At 65.7% G+C, this 21594-nt stretch carries 18 protein-coding genes; 4 read left to right on the top strand and 14 right to left on the bottom strand.

Going from position 1 to position 21594, the window contains the following annotated elements; genetic code table 11:
• Positions 1–50 precede the first annotated feature (50 nt).
• The gene (locus FY036_RS03355; protein WP_148913289.1) at positions 51–965 is read right to left on the bottom strand and encodes a site-specific tyrosine recombinase XerD; all 915 of its coding nucleotides are present in this window, start codon (positions 963–965) and stop codon (positions 51–53) included.
• A gap of 158 nt (positions 966–1123) precedes the next feature.
• Here FY036_RS03355 and FY036_RS03350 point away from each other — a divergent pair, with 158 nt between their 5' ends.
• Together FY036_RS03350 and FY036_RS03345 are read left to right on the top strand one after the other, a co-directional pair.
• The gene (locus FY036_RS03350; protein ID WP_148913288.1) at positions 1124–1456 is read left to right on the top strand and encodes a hypothetical protein; all 333 of its coding nucleotides are present in this window, start codon (positions 1124–1126) and stop codon (positions 1454–1456) included.
• Between the two features lie 98 nt (positions 1457–1554).
• Positions 1555–1812 (top strand): glycine zipper domain-containing protein, encoded by a 258-nt coding sequence (locus tag FY036_RS03345; protein ID WP_148913287.1) that lies wholly within the window; start codon positions 1555–1557, stop codon positions 1810–1812.
• 73 nt (positions 1813–1885) lie between these two features.
• Here the strand turns inward: FY036_RS03345 and FY036_RS03340 are convergent, their stop codons facing one another.
• From FY036_RS03340 to xylF, 3 genes are all read right to left on the bottom strand, one after another.
• Positions 1886–2671, bottom strand: coding sequence for an ATP-binding cassette domain-containing protein (locus FY036_RS03340; protein WP_148913286.1), 786 nt, complete (start codon positions 2669–2671; stop codon positions 1886–1888).
• A gap of 11 nt (positions 2672–2682) precedes the next feature.
• Positions 2683–3993 (bottom strand): sugar ABC transporter permease, encoded by a 1311-nt coding sequence (locus tag FY036_RS03335; RefSeq protein WP_148913285.1) that lies wholly within the window; start codon positions 3991–3993, stop codon positions 2683–2685.
• A gap of 163 nt (positions 3994–4156) precedes the next feature.
• On the bottom strand, positions 4157–5200 hold the full coding sequence (gene xylF / locus FY036_RS03330; protein ID WP_148913284.1) for a D-xylose ABC transporter substrate-binding protein: 1044 nt from the start codon (positions 5198–5200) through the stop codon (positions 4157–4159).
• Between the two features lie 208 nt (positions 5201–5408).
• Here xylF and FY036_RS03325 point away from each other — a divergent pair, with 208 nt between their 5' ends.
• Entirely contained in the window at positions 5409–6653 is a 1245-nt protein-coding gene (locus FY036_RS03325; protein ID WP_148913283.1) for an ROK family transcriptional regulator, read from the top strand.
• Positions 6654–6657: 4 nt separating this feature from the next.
• Here FY036_RS03325 and FY036_RS03320 read toward each other — a convergent pair whose 3' ends face one another.
• The 9 genes from FY036_RS03320 to FY036_RS03280 all read right to left on the bottom strand — a co-directional run bounded on the left by FY036_RS03320 (position 6658) and on the right by FY036_RS03280 (position 20521).
• On the bottom strand, positions 6658–8238 hold the full coding sequence (locus FY036_RS03320) for a CRTAC1 family protein (RefSeq protein ID WP_148913282.1): 1581 nt from the start codon (positions 8236–8238) through the stop codon (positions 6658–6660).
• Positions 8235–9557, bottom strand: a complete 1323-nt coding sequence (locus FY036_RS03315) for a vanadium-dependent haloperoxidase (RefSeq protein ID WP_148913404.1) — start codon at positions 9555–9557, stop codon at positions 8235–8237. The genes FY036_RS03320 and FY036_RS03315 overlap by 4 nt, the downstream gene beginning before the upstream one ends.
• A gap of 79 nt (positions 9558–9636) precedes the next feature.
• Positions 9637–10326 (bottom strand): phosphate regulon transcriptional regulator PhoB, encoded by a 690-nt coding sequence (gene phoB, locus FY036_RS03310; RefSeq protein ID WP_148913281.1) that lies wholly within the window; start codon positions 10324–10326, stop codon positions 9637–9639.
• An 18-nt stretch (positions 10327–10344) separates the two neighbouring features.
• Complete coding sequence (phoU, locus tag FY036_RS03305) at positions 10345–11052, bottom strand: phosphate signaling complex protein PhoU (protein ID WP_148913280.1); 708 nt, start codon at positions 11050–11052, stop codon at positions 10345–10347.
• A 27-nt stretch (positions 11053–11079) separates the two neighbouring features.
• Positions 11080–11925: a phosphate ABC transporter ATP-binding protein PstB gene (gene pstB / locus FY036_RS03300; RefSeq protein WP_235897508.1), complete on the bottom strand. Its 846-nt coding sequence runs from the start codon at positions 11923–11925 to the stop codon at positions 11080–11082.
• A 29-nt stretch (positions 11926–11954) separates the two neighbouring features.
• Entirely contained in the window at positions 11955–13322 is a 1368-nt protein-coding gene (gene pstA, locus FY036_RS03295; protein WP_148913279.1) for a phosphate ABC transporter permease PstA, read from the bottom strand.
• On the bottom strand, positions 13322–14671 hold the full coding sequence (gene pstC / locus FY036_RS03290; protein WP_407941123.1) for a phosphate ABC transporter permease subunit PstC: 1350 nt from the start codon (positions 14669–14671) through the stop codon (positions 13322–13324). Before pstC ends, pstA begins: the two co-directional genes overlap by 1 nt.
• Positions 14672–14774: 103 nt before the next feature.
• Complete coding sequence (locus FY036_RS03285) at positions 14775–15815, bottom strand: substrate-binding domain-containing protein (protein WP_148913277.1); 1041 nt, start codon at positions 15813–15815, stop codon at positions 14775–14777.
• Between the two features lie 158 nt (positions 15816–15973).
• Positions 15974–20521 (bottom strand): PAS-domain containing protein, encoded by a 4548-nt coding sequence (locus FY036_RS03280; RefSeq protein ID WP_161601087.1) that lies wholly within the window; start codon positions 20519–20521, stop codon positions 15974–15976.
• 224 nt (positions 20522–20745) lie between these two features.
• Here FY036_RS03280 and FY036_RS03275 point away from each other — a divergent pair, with 224 nt between their 5' ends.
• The gene (locus FY036_RS03275) at positions 20746–20985 is read left to right on the top strand and encodes a tautomerase family protein (protein WP_148913275.1); all 240 of its coding nucleotides are present in this window, start codon (positions 20746–20748) and stop codon (positions 20983–20985) included.
• 47 nt (positions 20986–21032) lie between these two features.
• Here the strand turns inward: FY036_RS03275 and FY036_RS03270 are convergent, their stop codons facing one another.
• Positions 21033–21548 carry a sugar transferase gene (locus FY036_RS03270; protein ID WP_235897494.1) on the bottom strand — a complete coding sequence of 172 codons (516 nt, stop codon included), beginning with the start codon at positions 21546–21548 and terminating at the stop codon, positions 21033–21035.
• Positions 21549–21594 lie beyond the last annotated feature (46 nt).

The following is a 21594-nucleotide window of genomic DNA, read 5'->3' as shown; positions in this document are numbered from 1 at the left end:
GAAAGGCGCGAAATATGCGCTGCTGGGGGCTTCACATAACGATACGAGCGCTAGTCGGCAAGCGGGTGATGCCTGCTGACCAGCTCCACCAGCCGGTTTTCAAGCACGTGGGTGTAGATTTGCGTGGTCGAAATGTCCGCATGGCCGAGAAGCTGCTGTACCGCGCGCAGGTCGGCCCCGTTCTGCAACAGGTGGCTGGCGAAAGCATGGCGCAGCACGTGGGGCGACACCTTCGCAACTGGAACGCCGGCGCGTCCGGCCAGAGCCTTGAGGTCGCGGGCGAAGACCTGCCGCGGCAGGTGGCCGCTTTCCGATGACGCGGGAAACAGGAACGGGCTCTCCTTCAGCCTCGCGACGCCTGCGCGCGCGGCAAGCCACTCCTTCATGGCAGCGCGCGCCTTCGGCGACAGCGGCACCATGCGTTCCTTGCCGCCCTTGCCGCGAACGACGAAGAAGCGCTCGTCGCGAAGCGCGACTGTCACGGGCAGCGCCACGAGTTCTGACACGCGCAACCCGGTGGCGTAGAGCGTCTCCACCAGCGCGTTCAGCCGGCAGGCCGCCAGCCGTTCCGCATCGTCCGCAGCCTCGCGCTTTTCGATCTCCGCGCGGTCCAGCAGCCGCGTCACCGCGTCTTCCCGCATTGTCTTGGGTAGCGGTCGATCCTTCTTCGGCGCGTCGATGATGCCGGTGGGGTCGTCCTGGCGCAGCCCTTCGGCATAGAGGAACTTGAAGAACTGCCGCACGGCGGAGAGCTTGCGAGCCTGCGATGTCGGCGCGAAGCCGCGCCCGGCCACATCGTCGAGCCATGCGCGGATGTCGGCGGTGGAAGCTGCGGCAAGCCCACCGCCGATGAAAGCCGAGGCATCCTCGAGGTCGCGCCGGTAGGCGTCGAGCGTGTTGGCGCTCGCACCACGCTCCGCACTCATCATTTCCAGGAAGGCTTCAAGCCTCGCCGCGCCGTTCATGTTCGTCCTCTGGGTCGCATCGTCCCACAGCCGCGCCGAGCCTATCGCCGCATGCTTTTCAAAAGATGAAGCGCGGCCCGATGAAACCGAAACGCGTCTCAAACGTATTTTAGCTGAACGACGACGAATAACCTGCCTCATAGCGAAAGGAGCACGTCGTGGAACACATTGCTGCACTGCTTCTGATCGTGGGCTGCTCCGGCGACCTCGGCGAATGCCGCGAGCTTCCCGCTCCCGTACCGGTTTTCGAGACCATGGAAGAATGTGACGCCGTGCTTCCCGCCGAATTCGAGAATGCCCGCCCGCAGGGCGAGCGCGTCTTCGCCAGCTGCGTTTTCGTGGACCCCGCCATGGAGGAAATGGACGCCGAGCTCGTCTGGGACGTGCTTCCGGAAGGCCGTCTGGTAGCCTCTGTGGAACCGTTTGACGATTCAGGTGTTTCTGTCGCATCGCACGATGCCGGCGCGTCGGACGAGCCGCTTATGCGGTAACGCAGGATTATGCGGAGGGGGCGGACGGCTTGATAACGCCACATCCTCTCGGCATGGTACGGTGGAAGGGTTATTTTTTAAGCGCTATGGAGGCAGGAATGAAGAAATTGATGTTGGCGGCCGCAGTCATCGCAACTCTGGGTGCGGCTGGCTGCACCACCGCCGAGCAGACCGGTGTTGGCGGCGCAGCCGTCGGTGCCGCTGTCGGTGGTCTGGCCACGGGCCGCGTCGAGGGTGCACTTGCCGGTGCTGCCATCGGCGGCGCCAGCGGCTATCTGATCGGCCGCGCTGCCGACCGTCCGGGCTACTGCCGCTATCGCGACCAGTACGGCCAAGTCTACACCGACCGCTGCTGATCGGCGACATGTCGAGAAAAAGGGGCCTTCGCGGCCCCTTTTTTGTTGCGCGGGCTTCCGCTCAGGCCGCGTCTCAGGCCGCGTCGCGCATCGCGCCCGGACCCGGAATCGCGCCGGGCGGGCATTTGCCCAGAATGATCATCCCCAGCACCTCGTCCTTGGTCACGTCCTCGGTACGCGCCGTGCCGACGACCTGTCCGTTCTTCATCACGCAGACCCGGTCGGCCAGGTCGAACACGTCGTGGATGTCGTGGCTGATGAGGAAGATGCCGATGCCGTCATCCTTGAGCTGCTTGACCAACTCGCCCACCTGCGCGGTCTCCTGAGGCCCCAGCGCCGCCGTCGGCTCGTCCATGATGAGGATGCGGGCGTTGAAGTGGATGGCGCGCGCGATCGCGACCGACTGGCGCTGGCCGCCCGAAAGCTTCACCACCGGCTCCTTGAAACGCTGGAAGCGCGGGTTGAGACGGCCCATCACCTTGCGGGTTTCCGATTCCATCGCCACGTCGTCCAGCGTGCCCCACGCGGTGCGCAGTTCGCGCCCGAGGAAAAGGTTCGCAGCTGCGTCCACATTGTCCGCCAGCGCCAGCGTCTGGTAGATCGTCTCGATGCCGTACTTCTTGGCGTCGCGCGGGTTGTTGATGGTGGCTTCTTCGCCATTGACGAAGATTTCGCCCGCGTCGCGCTTGTAGGCGCCCGACAGGATCTTGATGAGCGTCGACTTGCCCGCGCCGTTGTGGCCCAGGAGCGCGACGACTTCGCCTTCGTGAAGGTCGATGGAAGCGTCGTCCACCGCATGGATGCCGCCGAACGAGATCGAGATGTTGCGCATCTCGACGAGGGGTGCTGCATGTGTCATGGCGCTTCTCCTCAACCGATCCTGCGGCGATAGACGGTGTCGAGCCATACGGCGACGACGAGCGCCAGGCCGACGACGATGTTCTGCAGCGGCGTGTCCACGCCCAGCAGGATCATGCCCGACGCCAGCGACTGCATCAGCACCGCGCCTAGCATTGCGCCCGCGATCGTGCCGACGCCGCCCGACAATGACGTGCCGCCGATCACCGCCGCGGCGATCACCAGCAACTCGTCCAGCGTGCCCTGCGCGTTGGTGGCCGCGTTCAGGCGCGCCGTCGAGATCATCGCGCCGATGGCGGCAAGCCCACCCATCAGCATGAAGATCTTCATCGTCACCCAGCGCGTGTTGATGCCGGCCAGCGTGGCGGCCTCCGGGTTGCCGCCGATGGCGAACACGTAGCGGCCGAACCGCGTGCGCGTGGCCACGAACGTCATGGCGATGCCCACGGCCAGCGCGATCAGCACCGGAATGGCGATGCCGTGCGCGATGAATGCGTTCTCCGGCACTTCCTGGCCCAGCGCTTCATAGTAGCGGCGCACGATGCCGATGGGCCACGCATAGGAATTGGCGACGGCCACCGCGCCCAGGATGATCGCGCAGACGAGTGTGCCGAGGAAGCCTTCGGCCCATAGCGGCCGCTGCGGAAAATTGAAGCGCTTGCGCTGCGCCCGCGCGTTCATCAGCATCACGATGACGGCGACGCAGGCGACGATGCCGACCACCCAGCTCCATGTCGAGCCTATCGCGCCGTCGGGGCCGCCGCCCATCAGGCGGAACGTGGCGTCCATGGGCGCGACCGTGCGGCCGCTCGTCACCCACCATGCCGCCCCGCGCCAAACCAGCAGGCCGCCGAGCGTCACGATGAAGGCCGGCACGCCCAGATAGGCGATGATGAAGCCGTGCAGCGCGCCGATCGACACGCCGACGACAAGGCCGACGAAAGCGGCGATCAGCCACATCGCCGGATGGCCGAAGCCGATGATCGCCGGCATGATCTCGGCCTGCGTGACGCCCATTATCATGCCCACGAAGCCCAGTATGGAGCCGACCGAAAGGTCGATGTTGCGCGTCACGATCACCAGCACCATGCCGGTCGCCATGACCGCGATCGAGGACGACTGGACCGACAGGTTCCAGAGGTTTCGCGGGGTCAGGAACAGCCCGCCGGACAGCACGTGGAACACGCCCCAGATCAGGATCAGCGCGCCCACCATGCCGAGCATGCGTGTGTCGAGTTCGGTTGCCTTGAGAAACCGGGCTACCGGGCCGAGTTCGCTTGCGCGTGCCCTGTCCGCCGGCGCATGTGTGGTCGCATCCGACATGATCGTCCTCCCCGTCCGGGCGCCCGGAGGCGCCGGCTGGCCAAGCTTAGTGCATCTGGGCCGAACTTGGTATCCGGTTCAGGCCCGTTGCGATGCGCGTTCGAGGTAAGTGAACGCCGCGGCTTTCGTCAAACCGCGGCGCTCATGTGCGTTCAGTTCAGCCTTAGTCGCAGGCGGCGACGGTGCCGGCAGCGACGCCCTGGCAGACCACTTCCTTGGTCACCCAGCCCGCCTCGATCACCTCGTTGAGGTTGTCGCGCGTGATCGGGTTCGGCGTCAGGAAGATCGCGTTCATCTCGACGCCGTTGGGGCCGTCGGCCCACTTGGACGCGCCGTCCACGGCATCCATGGCGGTGCCTTCCGCCAGCTGGTTGGCGATCTCGGCCGCAGCCTTGCCCAGCTCGCGCGAGTCCTTCCACACCGAAACGGTCTGCGTACCCAGCGCGATGCGGTTCAGCGCGGCATGGTCGCCGTCCTGGCCGGATACCGGAACGGTTCCGGCAAGACCCTGCGCTTCCAGCGCCGCGACAACGCCGCCGGCGGTGCCGTCGTTGGACGCCACGACCGCATCGACGTCGTTGTTGTTCTGGGTCAGGATCTGCTCCATGTTGCGCTGCGCGTTGGCGGGCAGCCAGCCATCGGTATAGGCCTCGCCGACATTCTTGATCGCGCCGCTGTCGATGGCTTCCTTCAGCACTTCCATCTGGCCCGAGAACAGGAAGTCGGCGTTCGGGTCGGCCGAAGAGCCCTTGATGAAGGCGTAGTTGCCTTCCGGCTGGGCCTCGAACACGGCGCGCGCCTGCATGCGGCCCACTTCCTTGTTGTCGAAGGTCAGGTAGAACGCGTCGGCGTTCTCGATCAGGCGGTCATAACCGACGACCGGAATGCCCTCGGCCACGGCGTTCTCGACGGCCGGCCCGATGGCGCTGGAGTCCTGGGCAAGGATGATGAGCGCGTTGGCGCCCTGCGAAATCAGCGCCTCCACGTCCGTCAGCTGCTTGGCGGCGGAAGACTGCGCGTCGGCGGAGATATAGGTGTTGCCGGCGGCCTCGATCGCCGCCTTCATCGCGGCTTCGTCGGTCTTCCAGCGCTCTTCCTGGAAGTTCGACCAGGAAACGCCGATGGTCTTGCCTTCGGCATGGGCCGCTGCCGACAGCGTGAGCGACATGGCGACGCCGGCCAGCATGGCGGTTGCAAATCTCTTCATGATGTTCCTCCCTGCGCCCCGTTGGAGCGCTTGATGACACTAGCTCTACAACAGATGCGAAGCTCTTTTTTTCGAGCCTCGAAAAAAAGAATGACTCACCGGAAGCTCTGTGTCAATATCTTCCTGCGATGCTGGCGAAGCCCGCAGAAGACGGCTAGACCCACCTCATCCGGACTAGACCGGCAGCATTGCAGGGAGGAATATGCATATGACGATCGGCGTGCGCCACGACGATCTGCGCCGCAAGAACCGCGCGATGGTTATCGCCGCGGTCCGCCGCGCAGGCCAGCCGTCGCGCACCGAGATCGCGGCCGTCACCGGCCTCAGCAATTCCACCATCTCCACCATCGCGGCCGATCTGATCGAGGAAGGCATTCTGGCGGAGGTGCGCAGCGGCGAAACCATCGCCGCAAAGCGCGGCCGCCCGCAGGTGGCGCTGGGCCTCAACCCTAGGGCGGCGACGGTCGTCTCCGTGGTGCTCTCGCTCAACTCGCTGTCGGCCTCGCTGATCGACTATTCAGGGCGGGCCATCGCCCACGACATCTCGCGCCCACCCACCCTTACCATGAACGAGGGCGATCTGGTCGAGGCGGTGACGGCATCGGTGCGCCGCCTGCTGGCGCGCGTCCAGCCCGAGCACGGCCCGTTGCTGCGCATGACGCTCGCCGTTCAGGGCATAACCGATTCCGACGCGCGCAAGCTGCTGTGGTCGCCGATCACGCCTCACAGCGACATCGCCTTCGCCGATGCGCTCGAGGCGATCTTCACCATTCCGGTCACGGTGGAGAACGACTGCAACATGATCGCGGTCGCCTTGCGCAGCCGCGCGCCGGAGCGCTACTCCGACAACTTCTTCACCATCCTCCTGTCCAACGGCATCGGCATGGGGCTGGTGCTGCGAGGCGAGCTTTTCACCGGCTCGCATTCTTCGGGCGGCGAGTTCGGTCACATGGTGCATATCCCGGACGGTGCGCAGTGCCGCTGCGGACGGCGCGGCTGCATCGAGGCCTATGCCGGCAACTACGCCATCCTGCGCCACGCGCGGGGCGAAAGCGAGCGCGCCCAGCCCGCAGCCGACATCGACGACGCCACGATGCTGGCGCTGGCCGCCGCCGCCCGCGACCATGAAGGCAGGGAACGAGAAGCCTTCCAGAAGGCGGGCGAGGCCATCGGCTTCGGGCTCGGCAGCCTGTTTGCGCTGTTCGACCCCGCACCCGTCGCCATCGTCGGCCTCGGCACCTCGGCCTTCGACGTGATCGAGCCCGCCATGCGCGACGCGATTTCGCGCACCGCCGGCGGCCAGCACAATGCCGCAATCTCCTTCGACCTCGAACCCGACGAGATGCCGCTGATACGCGACGGCTGCGCGCGGCAGGCCCTGGCCCACGTCGATCTGGAAATCTTTGCAGCAGGCGTCCTGACGACCACGATCGCCGGCAAGGAAGTCGCCTGAACCCCTACCCCGGCGTCCATGCCGCCAGTGCGGCCCCGCGCTCCAGCATGTAGAACCCGTCCGAGTCGAAACGCTGCCAGTCGCCTTCTTCCCCGTCCGGCCAGATGACGCGGATTTCGGCCTCGGCCTCCTCGCCCAGCCCGAAATGGTGCCAGCCGCTCTGCCCGCTCGCGTGGCCGCCGCCCACCGTCACCTCGCGCCGCATCACTTCGCCTGCGCAGCGGATTTCGATCCACGCGCCAACGGCGTCGCGGTTGGGGCCGTCCTGCACGAGCCTCACCTGCATCCACCGGCCGGCATCTTCGCTGGCGTTGCGCCATAGCTGCGCGCTTTCCCAGCGATTGACGACGACCATGTCCAGCAGCCCGTCGAGGTTGAAGTCTGCCAGCGCACCGCCCCGGCCGATCGCTGTGCTGGCCACGCCTGCCCGGTCGCCGGCTTCCTCGAACGTGCCGTCGGGGCGCTGGAGCAGCAGGTTGTTGGGGTCGTGCTCGGCGAAGTCCGGCATCTTCGCGACGTTGCCCTTGACCACGAAAAGGTCGGCAAGCCCGTCATTGTTCACGTCCTCGAACTGCACATGCCACGCCGTGCTGGGTCGCAGATTATCGCCGACATAGGGCCGATGCGCGGTCACGCCCTTGGCGAAAGCGACGTCTGCATAATCCGGACGTGACGCGTCGCCGCTCAGCTTCTGGAGCTTGTTGTCGGCCATGCTGGTGAGGAAATATTCGGGGTAGCCGTCGAAATCGAGGTCGTAGCCGGCAATGCCCATGCCCCAGATGCGCAGCGGCTTCCAGCCTTCTTCGGCCGTGTAGCGTGCCGGCACCTGCCCCAGCTCGATGCGCCAGAGCTGTTCCTGCCCGCCCTTGTAGTATTCGCGATCGTTGGAAACCCGCAGTGCCGGCGTTCCGGAGCGGTTCCAGTCGGTGAACAGGATGGAAAGCGCACAGTGGCTGGGCTTGAGCGCCAGCGGCGGCGCGAATTGGTCGCCGCCCTCCGGCCGGTGCAGCCAGTTGTCGGTGCACGAGCCCCACGGGAACCCTTCCTCGCGCCGGTCGATGTAATTGCCGACCGCCAGCGTCGGCCATTGCGCGCCGCGCTCCCATGTCGCCGAGAAGGCGGTCGACCACGCATCGCCGCCATCGAAGCTCCATTCTTCGTTGGCGCGCTCGAACCGGCAGCTGCCAAGCCCGCGCATCACGACGTTTTCGCCCACCCGCAGCAATACGAGATCGGTTACGCCGTCACCGTCGACGTCCAGCGGATAGGCTCCCGCGACGGCATCGAGTTCGAGGCCGCTGTCTTGCTTTTCGAAACGCAGGCTTCCGCCGCGCTCGCTGGCATTCCGATAGAACGTTGCCTTTGCCGAGCCGCCGGCGATCAGCATGTCGGCAAAGCCGTCATCGTTGCAATCGAACGTCGCGACGCCGCCGCCGACCATGTATTCCCAGTCGCCGTCGAATACGGCATTGATGCCGGCTGCCTGCGTTTCCTCGATGAAGGTCGGTACGACGGGCGACGCCTGCGCCATCGCCTGCGCAGTCAGGGCAAGCAGCAAGATCGCCGCCGACGTTGCCCGCATCATGGCTGTCTCCGGGTCCGCAACGCATTGGCATGATCGCCGATGCAGTGTCCCTGCTCCAGCCCCCGCTCTATCGCGGCGCGGAAATGAATGCCGCCATAGAGCCGCGACATCGCCGCTTCCTCCGCCGCGGCATGGAAACTTGCGTAGCTGCGCGCCGGCAGCCCGTCGTCGACATGGGTGTCGTCCTCAAAGGCGAAGGTCTCGCCGAACAGCTTCGCCAGCACCACCGCCGCCGCGCCCGACTGCGTGCTGTGCCCGCTCGGATATTCGGGGAACGGCGGCGTGTTCAGCGGCGGCTCCCACTTGGGGTCCATCAGCCGGCGGATATAGGTGATCGGGCGCACGAGGTCGAAGCGGTACTTGGCCTCCCAGCATCCGATGAAGGAATCGGCCAGCGTCACCCCCAGCAGCGACAGCGCCTCGACGCTGCGGTCGAGGTCGGCCCCCTCTTCCTCCAGCACCTTCATGGCGATGGAAATCCAGTGCCCCGGCGGCGTGGGAGACAGCATCGGATCGTCAGACCAGAACCGGGCGATCGCCCGCTGCTCGGGCGTAAGGTCCTTGACCGTGTCGTAGACCTCCCTGGCCTCGCGGTAGAATTCCGAATCTTCCTCCTCGCTGTAGGCCGGCGGCGGCGGCAGGTCGCACGACGCGCCGTTCGGCATGGCGAAGGTGCGGTTGTTGCCCCAGTCGGGCAGAAGCGGCTTCTGCTGCTGCGCGATCAGGCTGGTGGGCGTCCAGTGCGCTCCACCGGCTGTGAGTTCATGGACATGGGGAAAGCCCATGTTCTCCACCACCGCGCCGCGATCGCTCTGCGACCATTCGAGAATGTGGGCGGCTATCGTCTCGCCATGCGCCGTGCTTCTGGCCAGCACCTCCGCATCGAGGCCTTCCGAAACCCGCTCGCCCAGCCGCCGCTCGATGGCATCCATCGCGCGCTGGCCGGTGGGCCCGGTATTGCCGAAGAGTTCGCGCACCGCCTTCGCCATCGCCGCGTGAACCACCGCCGCATCGGCATAGTCCTGGCCTTCCTGCCTTTCAGGCAGGGGCGAGAGTGCGTTGAGCTGGCCGGCAAAGGAGACGAGGTCGTCCGAGCCGCCGGCTGCCGCCTCATAGGCCGTGACGCCGAGATAGGCGAAGGCGCGGCTGGCGACGGGCGGGGAATAGGTCGGCGTGTGGCGCACCAGCTCCAGAGTCAGCCTGTACCAGGTCTGCACCACCTCCACGGCGTCGCCGTCCGTCTGCGCCCGCGCCGGCTGCCACGCCAGCGCGCACGCCACCACGATCATCGTCGCCAGCGCCTGTGTGAATGCTCGCATCGCCACGCAGCGGGGCTTTCGCCCCGGCCCTCCCTTTGCGCGCAGCAAAGCATGGCCGCAGGGCCGCCTGCAAGTGTGCTCAGGCTTCCCTGATCGCGTAGCCGGCGCCGCGTATGGTGCGGATCACGTCCGGCTGGCGGCCGTTGTTCACCGCCTTGCGCAGCCGGCCGACATGCACGTCCACCGTACGCTCGTCGATGTAGATCGTCTCGCCCCAGACATTGTCGAGCAGTTGACCGCGCGAGAACACGCGGCCGGGATACTGCATCATGAATTCCAGCAGCCGGAACTCGGTCGGCCCCAGCCTTATCTCGGACTTGCCGCGATGCACCCGGTGCGTCTCGCGGTCGAGCATGATGTCGCCCACCTTGAGCACCGAGGACAGCACTTCAGGCCGCGCGCGCCGCAGCAGCGCCTTGACGCGTGCGATGAACTCCGGCGTCGAGAACGGCTTGACCAGATAGTCGTCCGCCCCCGTCGAAAGCCCGCGCACCCTGTCGCTTTCCTCGCCGCGTGCGGTGAGCATGATGACCGGCAGGCGCTCCGTCTCCGGCCGCATGCGCAGCCTGCGGCACAGCTCGATCCCCGAGATGCCGGGCATCATCCAGTCGAGCACCAAAAGGTCCGGCGGGCTCTCGCGCAGCCGGATTTCGGCCTCGTCGCCGCGCGGCACGACCTCGACCTGGTAACCTTCGGATTCGAGGTTGTACTTGAGCAGCACGCCCAGAGGCTCCTCGTCCTCTACCACCATGATCTTCGGTGCAATCATCAGCCGTCTCTTCCGCGCTCAGTCCGCTTCGACCGTCACCGACGTCTCGTCGGTCTTCGGCCGGTTCAGGGGAAGCTGCTGCCCCGTCACGACATAATAGGCATTTTCGGCGATGTTCGTCACATGGTCGCCGATGCGCTCCAGGTTCTTGGCGCAAAACAGCAGATGCGTGCAGGCAGTGATGTTGCGCGGGTCTTCCATCATGTAGGTCAGAAGCTCGCGGAACACGGCCGTGTATTGCACGTCGATCTGGCGGTCGTCGTCGCGCAGTTGCACCAGCCCGCGTGCGTCGCGTCCCTCGTAGCCGGCGATCACCGCGCCCACCTGCGCCATCACCATCTGCGCCATCGCGTCGATGGAGTGCGACAGCGAGCGGGGTGCCGCGCCTTCGCCCACCGCGCTGACGCGCTTGGCGATGTTCTTGGCGAGGTCGCCGATCCGCTCCAGGTCTGCCGCCATGCGGATCGCGCCCACCACCCGGCGTAGGTCCTGCGCCATCGGCTGGCGCTTGGCGATCAGCGTGATGGCGCGGTCGTCCAGCTCGCGCTGGCGCGCATCCATCAGCGCGTCGTCCGAAATCACCCGCTGCGCCATCGCGGTGTCGTTCTCCAGCAGCGACCGCGTCGAGGCCGCCACCATCGCGCCCGCCAGGTCGCCCATGTCGCGGATCAGCCTGTCGATGTGGCCGAGATCCTCATCGAACGACGTAACCGTATGCTCACCCATGCTTGCCTCCTCGCGGCCTTCGACGCATCAGCCGAAGCGGCCGGTGATGTAGTCCTGCGTCCGCTTTTCGCCGGGACTGGTGAAGATCATGTCGGTCGGGCCTTCCTCGACCAGATTGCCGAGGTGGAAGAACGCGGTGCGCTGCGAGACGCGGGCCGCCTGCTGCATCGAGTGCGTCACGATGACGATGGTGAAGTTCTGCTTCAGCTCGTCGATCAGCTCCTCGATCTTGGCGGTCGCGATGGGGTCCAGCGCCGAGCACGGCTCGTCCATCAGGATCACCTCGGGCGACACCGCGATGGCGCGCGCGATGCACAGCCGCTGCTGCTGACCGCCCGAAAGCCCGGTGCCGGGCTCGTTGAGCCGATCCTTCACCTCGCTCCACAGGCTTGCCTTGTGCAGGCTGGCTTCGACGATGGCGTCGAGTTCGGCCTTGTTCTTCGCCAGCCCGTGGATGCGCGGGCCGTAGGCGACGTTCTCGTAGATCGACTTCGGGAACGGGTTCGGCTTCTGGAACACCATGCCGACACGCGCACGCAGTTCCACCACGTCCAGCGCCGCGTCGTAGATGTTCTGGCCGTCGAGTTCGATCCGGCCGTTCACGCGGCAATCCTCGATCGTATCGTTCATCCGGTTCAGGCAACGCAGGAAGGTGGATTTGCCGCAGCCCGACGGACCGATGAAGGCGGTAACCGCCTTTTCGGGAATGTCGATCGACACGTCGAACAGCGCCTGCTTGGCTCCGTAGAACACGCTGACATCGCGCGCCGTCACGCGCACCGGGCGCGGGCTCTCGTCGGGCGTGCGCACAGTGGACGACGAGATCGCGTAAAGGTCGGAGCTGGGGACGATTTTCTCGGACGGCATGTGCATGGTCGAAGCCTCCGGCTGGGTCTGATTGTTCACTTGCGGCGCTCCAGTCTCGAGCGCAGGAAGATCGCGATGGCGTTGAGCGTCAGCATCAGGCCGAGCAGGACGATGATCGCGGCCGACGTGCGGGCCTCGAAGAAGTTTCTGTTCTCGTTGCCCTGCCACAGATAGATCTGCACCGGCAGCGCGCTCGACTGGTCGAGCGGCGTCCCGGGTATCTGCGCGACGAAGGCGTTCATGCCGATCAGCAGCAGCGGCGCGGTTTCGCCCAGCGCCTGCGCGACGCCGATGATGGTCGCCGTCAGGATGCCGGGATAGGTCACGGGCAGCACGTGGTGGAAGACGGTCTGCGTCTTGGAAGCTCCCAGCCCCAGCGCCGCCTGCCTCAGCGATGGCGGCACGGCGCGCAGGGCCGACCGCGTGGCGATGATGACGGTCGGCAGCGTCATCAGGGTCAGCACGAGGCCGCCTACCAGCGGGGCCGACAAAGGCAGGCGGAAATAGTTGATGAAGACCGCCGCGCCCAGCAGGCCGAACACGATCGACGGCACCGCCGCGAGGTTGTTGATGTTGACCTCGATCAGGTCGGTCAGCCGGTTCTTCGGCGCGAACTCTTCAAGATACACGGCGCTCATCACGCCGATCGGCACCGCCAGCACGATGACCACCAGCATCATGTAGAGCGAGCCGACGAACGCACCGGCGAGGCCCGCCGATGCGGGCGCGGACCGCGAGTCCACATTGGTGAAGATGTGCGAGGCGAAGGCGAAGCGGATATGGCCGTTCTCATATAGCCGGTCCGCCAGCTCGCGCGCGGGGGCGGCAAGCTGCTGCTGTGCGTCCGGCAGGTCGCGGTTGATGTTGCCCTTCAGCCAGTTGTCGGCATTGGCTGAGGCCAGCATCTTCACACGTGCCGTTGAGCCCAGGATGCCGGGATCGGCGACGAAGCGGTCGCGCAGCTCGAACCGCGCATTCGTCTCGACGATCGAGAGAAGCTGGCGCGAGTCGGCCTCGGTGCCGGGCGCGGCGTTGCGCACGGCGGCTTCCACGATCCGGTTCCAGTTCACCATGGTCGCCTGGCGCTGCCAGTCGGTCATCGCCCGCCTGAATTCGGCCTGCGACTGGCCCTGCTGCTGCACCGGCATGGGATCGACCGAGATCACCTCGGGGTCGAAGAACACCTCGACCTCGAGCGTCGCCTGCGTGAAGGCGGGCAGGCCCTTGTAGAGGATCATCGTGAACAGGATGGCCACGAAGCCGAGCGCGGCGGCGATGGCGGCGATGCCGTAGAAGCGGAAGCGGCGCTCGCGGGAATGCCGCGCGGAAAGGCCCGCGCGTATCCGGGCAAGCCGTTCCGCCGATCCGTCCGAAGCGGGCTGTGGGACGAGAGTCTCGGCCATTATTCGTACTGCTCCCGATAGCGGCGCACGATGTAGAGCGCGGCGACGTTGAGGACGAGCGTCATTGCAAACAGGGTCAGGCCCAGCGCGAAGGCCACCAGCGACTGCGGCGATGCGAAGTCGGTGTCACCGGTCAGCTGGTTGACGATGGTGACGGTCACGGTCGAGACCGGCTCGCCAGGGTTGAGGCGCAGATAGGGGCTGTTGCCGGCTGCAAGCACGACGATCATGGTTTCGCCGATGGCGCGGCTTACCGCCAGCAGGAAGGCGCCGACGATACCGGGTAGCGCCGCCGGCAGGATGACGCGCTTGATCGTCTCCGACTTGGTCGCGCCGAGGCCGAGCGAGCCGTCGCGCATGGCGCGCGGCACCTGCCGGATCACGTCGTCGGACAGGGACGAGATGAAGGGAATGATCATGATGCCCATCACCACGCCGGCCGTGAGCGCGCTGGTGGCGCGTATCTGGAGCCCGAGCGACTGGCCAAGCGTGGCCAGAAACGGGCCGACCGTCACAAGCGCGAAGAAGCCGTAGACGATGGTGGGAATGCCGGCCAGCACCTCAACGATCGGCTTGATCGTGCTGCGCACACGCGGCCTGGCGTATTGCGAGAGGTAGATCGCCGTCATCAGGCCGATCGGCAGCGCAACCGCTATGGCGATGCCCGCGACCATCAGCGTGCCCCAAAGCAACGGCAGCAGGCCGTATTCGCCGCTGGGCCCGGAGCCGGTGGTAGAAAAGCGCGGGTTCCAGACAGTGCCGAAGAAGAAGTCGGCGGGGCTGACGAAGGTGAAGAAGCGGATGGCTTCCGAAAGCAGCGAGGCGACGATGCCGACCGTGGTGAGGATGGCGACGACGGAGCAGGCGATCAGCACGATGCGGACCGCCTTTTCCACTTCGTTGCGTGCCCGCAGCGCCGTCGTGATGCGACGCCGCGCCAGCCACAGGCCGATGGCGCCGGTGCCGGCGGCAGAAGCCAGCACGACTGCGAAGGTCAGCAGACGAAATTCGCGCAGCGCCTGTGCGGCGGCGTTCTCATATGGCGCGGTCTCGCCCACGACGCCGAAGCCGGATTCGATCTGGCGTATGCGCGCTATCGCCCCTTCGAGCGCCGCGCCGGTCTGCGAGGCTATTTCCGCAGGCAGTTGCGCGATGATGTAGGCTCTGGTCGCGGTGGTGCCGAACAGCGTCCACAGCGCGAGCACGAGGAGTGCGGGAACCAGCGCCCAGATCGCGGCGAGCGATCCGTGATAGACGGGGCGCGAGTGAAGCCTGCCGCCGGTGGTGGCAAGCGAGCGGCTGCGCGACCACCCTGCCTGGTAGGCAAAGCCCAGCAGCAAGAGCAGCAAGGCAGCAACGAGAGCAGTGTTCACCGGTTTCGCCTCGAACTATCGCCCACTAGGAATTGCAGCGGCAGGGGCCGGCTTTCGGCCCCTGCCCGCCTGTCGGTGACTACTGCAGGTCGGCCGCGGTCAGCGCCTTGCCTTCCTCGAATTCCGCCAGAACGTCGGCGGTCTCCTCGGTCGGGGCCGGGATCAGGCCGGCAGCCTCGAGCGTGCCGCCCGCACCGGCCATCTGGTCGGAGAGGAAGAACTGCACATATTCCTCGATGCCGGGGATGACGCCGATGTGCTCGCCCTTCACGTAGAAGAACAGCGGGCGCGACACCGGATATTCACCGGCGGCGATGGTCTCGAGCGACGGCGTGACGCCGGACATGGTCGCAACCTTCAGCGTGTCGCGGTTCTGGTCGTAGAAGGAGAGGCCGAACACGCCGACAGTGTCGGGGTTCGACTGCAGGCGGGCCAGCGTCTCGGTGTAGTCGCCGGCGATCTCGACGACGACGTCCTGGCGCAGCGCGAGGCAGGCGGCGTCCAGCGCTTCCTTTTCCATCTCGGGCATACCAGCATTCTTGCAGCCCTCGTGCAGGACGCGCTCTTCGAACACTTCGCGCGTGCCGTGGTTGGAAGCGGGAATGGCCAGCGAGATCGGCTGGTTCGGCAGGGTTTCGTCGATCTCGTTCCACGTCGTGTAGGAGTTGGCGACGAGCTCGCCATCGACCGGCACCTGCGCGGCGATCGCCTTGAACACGTGCACCGGCTCGAGCGCGAAGTCTTCCTTGTCGGCGCCGGTGGCGAACACGATGCCGTCATAGCCGATCTGGATTTCGCGGATATCGTTCACGCCGGCTGCGTTGCAGGCCTCGATCTCGCCGGCACGGATGCGGCGCGACGAGTTGGCGATGTCGATGGTGTTTTCGCCGACGCCGCCGCAGAACTGGCGCAGGCCGCCCGACGAGCCGCCGGAACCGACGACCGGGGTCTTGAACTCGGGGAACGCGTTGCCGAACTCTTCGGCCACGATGCTGGCGAAGGGCAGGACGGTGGACGAACCGGCGATCTGGATGGTGTCGCGCGACTGCGCGGCGGCGGTGCCGAGCGAGGCGGCAAGTGCGGCGGAAGCGACCGTCGCCGCAAGCGAATATCTGTTCATTGAGCCTACTCCTGTCCGGAATTCGGATGCGACGCCTTGTTGCGTCGGGAGTGGCAATAGCGGCCCTGCATGACAGTCAGATGACAGTTTTGCGTCAGCCGGGTTACGAGCTCTGTATATGCCCGCAACCTGTACCCGGCAGCCGGCTTCGGCGACGGCTAGCCGGCTACGCGGCCGTCTTCCTCGCTCTCCTTGATCCAGCGTTCGATCTTCTGCGTGAGCGCCTTGGGACTGATGGGCTTGGAGAGGTAGTCGTCCATACCCGCATCCAGGCAGCGCTCGCGGTCGCCCTTCAGCGCATGGGCCGTCACGCCGACGATCGGCACGTGGCCGCCCGTCAGTCCCTCCGCCTCGCGGATCTTGGCCGTCGCCTCGAGCCCGTTCATCTCGGGCATGGAAACGTCCATCAGGATCATGCGCGGCGTCATCGTCCTGTGCGCCTCGACCGCCAGCCTACCGTTGCCGACGATCTCGTAGGTAAGCCCCGTCTCCCCAAGTATCTGGGTAAAGACCAGCTGATTCACCTCATTGTCCTCGGCAACCAGTATATCGACGCGGTGCTTCTGGGCCGTAGCGCGCGGCGATATGCGCAGCTCGGGCCGGGCGGGCGCGGGCTGTGCTGCCGGCGGCTCGGCCTCCACCTTCGGCGCGCTCTGCATCGGCTCGTCCGACACCAGGACGCCGCGATGCTTCTGGATCGTGGAAACCAGCGCCTCCAGCAGCGCGGAAGACCGCGCCGGCTTGATGAGATGGGCGTCGATGTCGAGGCTGCGGAAGCTAGGCTGGCCGAGCGTCTGGTCCACCGAGGTCAGCATGATGATCGGCGTGTGCGCGATGCCCGGCGTGGCCCGCACCACACGCGCCACGTCCGCGCCCGTCATCCCCGGCATCTGGTAGTCGAGGATGACGCAATCCACCTTCAGCCCGTGCGCGACCACGGCCTTCAGCACCGCGATGCCTTCCGGCCCGCTTTCGGCCGCGCAGGCGTCGAAGCCCCAGTTGGTCATCTGCTCGATCAGGATCGCGCGGTTCACGGCATTGTCGTCGATCACCAGAATTCTGGAACCCGAAACGTCGATCGGCATGGTCCTCTCCCTTTCGGATGCTCCGGCCCACGGCAGTACGATCGTGAACCAGAATGTTGACCCTTCGCCTTCCCTGCTCTGAACGCCCATGTCGCCGCCCATCAGCCCCACCAGCCGTGACGTGATGGCGAGGCCGAGCCCCGTTCCCTCATGCCGTCTGGTGGAGGACGCATCGACCTGGCTGAACTTGTCGAACACCTGCGCAAGCTTGTCTTCCGGTATGCCGATGCCGGTATCCGTCACCGACACCCGCAAAACCGTCTCCAGGCCCTGCGCCTCGCCCGTCACGTCAACCAGCACATGACCCGAATCGGTGAACTTCACCGCATTGCCGAGCAGGTTGGTGATGATCTGCCGGATACGACCGACATCGCCTAGATAGTGGTCGTGCAGCCCCGGCTGCACCCGCACGATCAGTTCGAGGTCCTTTTCTTTGGCGCGCGTGGAAACCAGCGTCGCCACGTCCTCGATGGCCTCGGCCAGATGGAACGGCACCGGGTCCAGCACGAGCTGGCCCGCGTCGATCTTCGAGAAGTCTAGGATGTCGTTGATGATCGTCAGAAGCGCGTTGCCCGACTTCACGATGATGTCGGTGAACGTGCGCTGGCGCGAATCGAGCTCCGACTTGGCCAGCAGTTCGGCCATTCCCAGCACGCCGTTCATCGGCGTGCGTATCTCGTGGCTCATATTGGCCAGGAATTCCGACTTCGCGCGGTCGGCCAGTACCGCCTTGCGCTGCGCTTCCTGAAGCTCGGCCTCGCGCTGCTTGAGTTCGGTGATGTCGGTGCTCGACCCGATCAGGTGCACCGCACCGTTGGCCCCGATAAGCCGGCTCTTCTTGGCGATGAGCGCGCGCACGGTCCCGTCGCGGTGCGTCAGCGTCTCTTCCGTCTCGTCCAGCTTTCCGCTCGCCAGCACGGCCCGGTCGCGGTCGGCGAAGCCTTCGCCCTCATCGCCGAAGAAGTCGCGATCCGTCTTGCCGATCGCCTCTTCCTTGTCGATGCCGCTGATCTCGCACCACATCTTGTTGACGAACTCGAAGGCCAGCGCGTCCGATTTCACGTAGGTGGAGACGGGGAGCTCGTCGAGCACGTGCTTGTAGAGCTCGATCTGCTCCATGCTCGCCTGCAGCGCTTCCTCGCGCTGCTTCAGCTCGGTAATGTCGAGGCGAATGCCGATGAACGATCCATCCGGCGTGCGCACGTCGAACGCCTGATACCACCGCCCGTCCGGATGCTGCCGTTCGAAGACCGAATAGGGCAGCTTGTGGCGCTCCATATACGCCTCGATCCACGCGTCGTAGTCGGTGTCGTAAAGCGCATCGATGGCCGGGTCGCCGCACTTGCGGAAATAGCCGACCTTGTATCCGTGCTCGATCGCCTCGCGATAGGTGCAGCGCCTGTGCCACACGGGCACCAGCTCGGGCAGCATGTCCTGCAGCTTCCTGTTTGCCAGCAGGAACCGGTCGTCGCTGTCGTAGATGATGACGCCGGCCGGCAGCGATTCGAGCACGCCGGCCAGATGGTCGCGCGCCCGCTTGCTTTCCATCTCGCGGCGCTTCAGCTCGCTGGCGTCGAAGATCGAGCATGCCACATAGTGCGTGTCGCTTGCCGTCTGCACCCGGTTCTTGCGCACGATCCGCCAGCCGGTGACGCCGTCCTCCACATAGGCGGCCTCGTTCTCGTAGACCTGGCCCGTATCCAGCACCTTCTGTTCCAGCGCCTCGAAGGTGCCGACTTCCTCGGCCGGCACCAGATCGGCGTCCCGCTTGCCGACGACGCCGTCCGGCGTCGTGCCGAAGAAGTTCGCGAACGCCTGGTTGGCCATCACGAAGTTGAGCTGGGCGTCCTTCACGAACATCGGGCTGGGCAGGCTGTTGAAGACCGCTTCCGCCAGCCGCGCCTTCTCCAGCGCTTCCGCCAGCTGCTCCTCGCGCTCCTTCATCGTGGTGATGTCGTAATAGCACACGAGGCGCTTGCTGCCCGTCAGCGCCGTCACCGAATAGATCAGCGTACGACCGTCGGCGCGGTGGAACTCGCGCGCCGCGATGCCGTCGCCGCGAATCTCGTCCAGCCGCTTCCCGACGTAGTCTTCCCACTCCTCATCGGCCACTTCGTAGATGCCGTTGTGGCGGTTCACGTCCATCAGCGCGCGGAACGGGCTGCCGACCGCCACGTCTTCGGCCGTCACCTTCCATATGTCGTAGAAGGCCTGGTTTATCATTTCGGCGTCGAGATTGCCGTCCAGCAGCACCACGCCGAGATCCATGGAATCGAGCGTGCGCTGCAGGTCCGTCAGCAACAGCTCGGCCTGCTGCTTGGCGCCGGCCAGCTCGCTTTGGCGCTGCTTGTATTCGGTGATGTCCTTGCGGATCCCCACCCTGTCGCCATTGTCCGTCAAAAGGTCGCGCCGCAGCATCCAGCGGCCGTCATGGGTTTCGAACTCGATGTCCTGGCCGAGCTCGGCCGCGCGGTTGGCGGCGTGGATCTCCACCCACTCCTCCTCGCGTCCGACGGCCTCTGCCACCACGCCGCTATGCGCGAAATCGAGGAAAAGCTCCCTGAAGCTGCGGCCCGGCCGCAATTCGGGCAGGAAGGAAAATTGCGCGGCAAACGCGCTGTTGAAGGCCAGCAGCCGGTCGTCCTTGTCCCACAGCACGAAGCCATCATGCAGCGCGTCGATCGCCGCCTGCAGCCGCTCCTTGGCTTCCTCGGCCTCCGCATGGGCTCGCTCCAGCCCCTCCTCGTTCTGCTTGATCGCGGTGATGTCGGTGCACAGCGCGACGGTGCCGCCGTCGTCCGTGCGCATCTCTCGATGCATGATCCAGCGGCCGTCGGTCAGTCCCAGCAGCGATTCCGAACTGCTTTCGTTGCGCCGCTTGTCCAGCACATGCGTTCGGAATCCGTCGCGGCCCGTTTCCCCGGTCGACCAGATCCCGCGGTCCAGCCCGGCATCGATAAGCTGTTCGAACGTGCATCCCGGGCGGATCACGTCTTGCAGCCCGCCATAGATGCGCGTCATCGCATCGTTGAACAGCACCAGCCGGTCGCTTGCGTCGTAGTAGCAGAATGCGTCCTGGATGACGTCGAGCGCCGATATCAGCCGGAAGGCATGGCTCTCGCCGGAGATTTCGTCTTCCACAAGCCGGTCGCGGCGTTCGCGCAGCGCGAGCTGGCGGCGGGCCTCGTTCAGTTCGTCGACGACAGACAGCAGGTGCGTGACATTGCGTCCGATGCCCGAATAGCCGGTGAACGCGCCCTTGCCGTCGAACCGGGGCACGCCTGAAATCGACACCCAGCGGCAGCTCTCGCTGCCATTGCGCGCCTCATAGACGAAATCGCGAAAGGGGCGGTGCGCTTCGAGTTCTTCCAGATGGGCGGAGGCCTTGTCGTCGTCCAGCGACGTTCTCAGCAGCAGTTCGAGACGCGAGTTGCCGACGACGCGTTTCGGGTCCATGCCCGTTACCGCGAAGAAATTTTCCGACAGGCTGACGATGCGGTGCTGCGCATCCGATTCCCACAGCCAGTCGGCATCGCATTGCAGCAGGGCCGCAGCCTCGCTGCCGTCGAGCGTTCGGCCATGACAGGTCACGGCCGCGTGCCCGCCGCTCCGTTTTCCCAACGCTGCTTTTCCACGACCGTCCTCGGTTTCCCTCGACCCAGGTGCGGTCCGCCCCTCCCGCATTGTCACCGGCAATGCTCTCCCCGCGCAGAATCATGCAACCTCCAGTCTGCCCGGCAAGGCTTAACGCTTCGCTAACCATAGGAAAATTTCACTCGTTCTCATCCGCAGGAATACCCGGCAGCGCCAAAGCCGTTGTCGCCCTCTCCTGACGTCCATATGCTTTGCGCCAAAGCAGGGAGGTCGACTTGCCATACGTCAAGCTGGAAATCGCCAAGGGCATCGCGTCGGTGGAGCAGAAGCGAGCCGTCATTCGTGGCATCACTGACGTGCTCGTCACGCAACTGGGACGTGATCCGGAGTACATCTTCGTCGTCATCGACGAGGTGGACACCGACAACTGGGGCCGCAAGGGCAAGTCGCTCACCGAGCTCTGGAGCGAACGCGACGAGAGCCAGACCTAGAGCGGTTCGGGTTCACTCGTGAAAGGCAGGGCGCCGGGCGTCGAACCCTAAACGAAGGTACGAACCACGAGTCGCAGATCCTCCGCGATCGAAATCGCGCCCATATACTCGGCGTCCGTCTCCGCGCAGCGTTTGGGATCGGACATGTCGATGCCGTGCACCTGCGCCAGACCCGTTATGCCGGGCCGCAGCGCGAACACGCCCAGCCTGCGGCGATGCTCGATCAGTTCCCTCTGTCCCGGCAGGCAGGGCCGCGGCCCTACGATGCTCATCTGGCCCGTCACCACGTTCCAAAGCTGCGGCAGCTCGTCGATCTTGGTGCGCCGCAGGAAGGAGCCTACCGGCGTGATCGCGGCGGCGGGCGCCTCATGCGTCGGCAGGTCGGGCGTGCTTTCATGCATGGTGCGCAACTTGTAGCAGACGAATGGACGCTCATCGCGCCCAACGCGCGGCTGCGCGAAGATCGCCGGTCCGGGCGATGTCGCCCGCACCACCAGCATCGCCGCAAGGATCACGGGCGCTGCAACCAGAAGGCACGGAAGCGCCACGGCCAGATCGAACATCCGCTTGCCGGGTCGGTGCCGGGTCGTGTGTGCTGCGCTTTCGTCC

This window comes from Neoaquamicrobium microcysteis (genome assembly GCF_008180155.1).
GTDB lineage: Bacteria > Pseudomonadota > Alphaproteobacteria > Rhizobiales > Rhizobiaceae > Aerobium > Aerobium microcysteis.
Note: the sequence above shows the minus strand (reverse complement) of the source record. Positions and strands in the feature narration are given on the sequence as shown.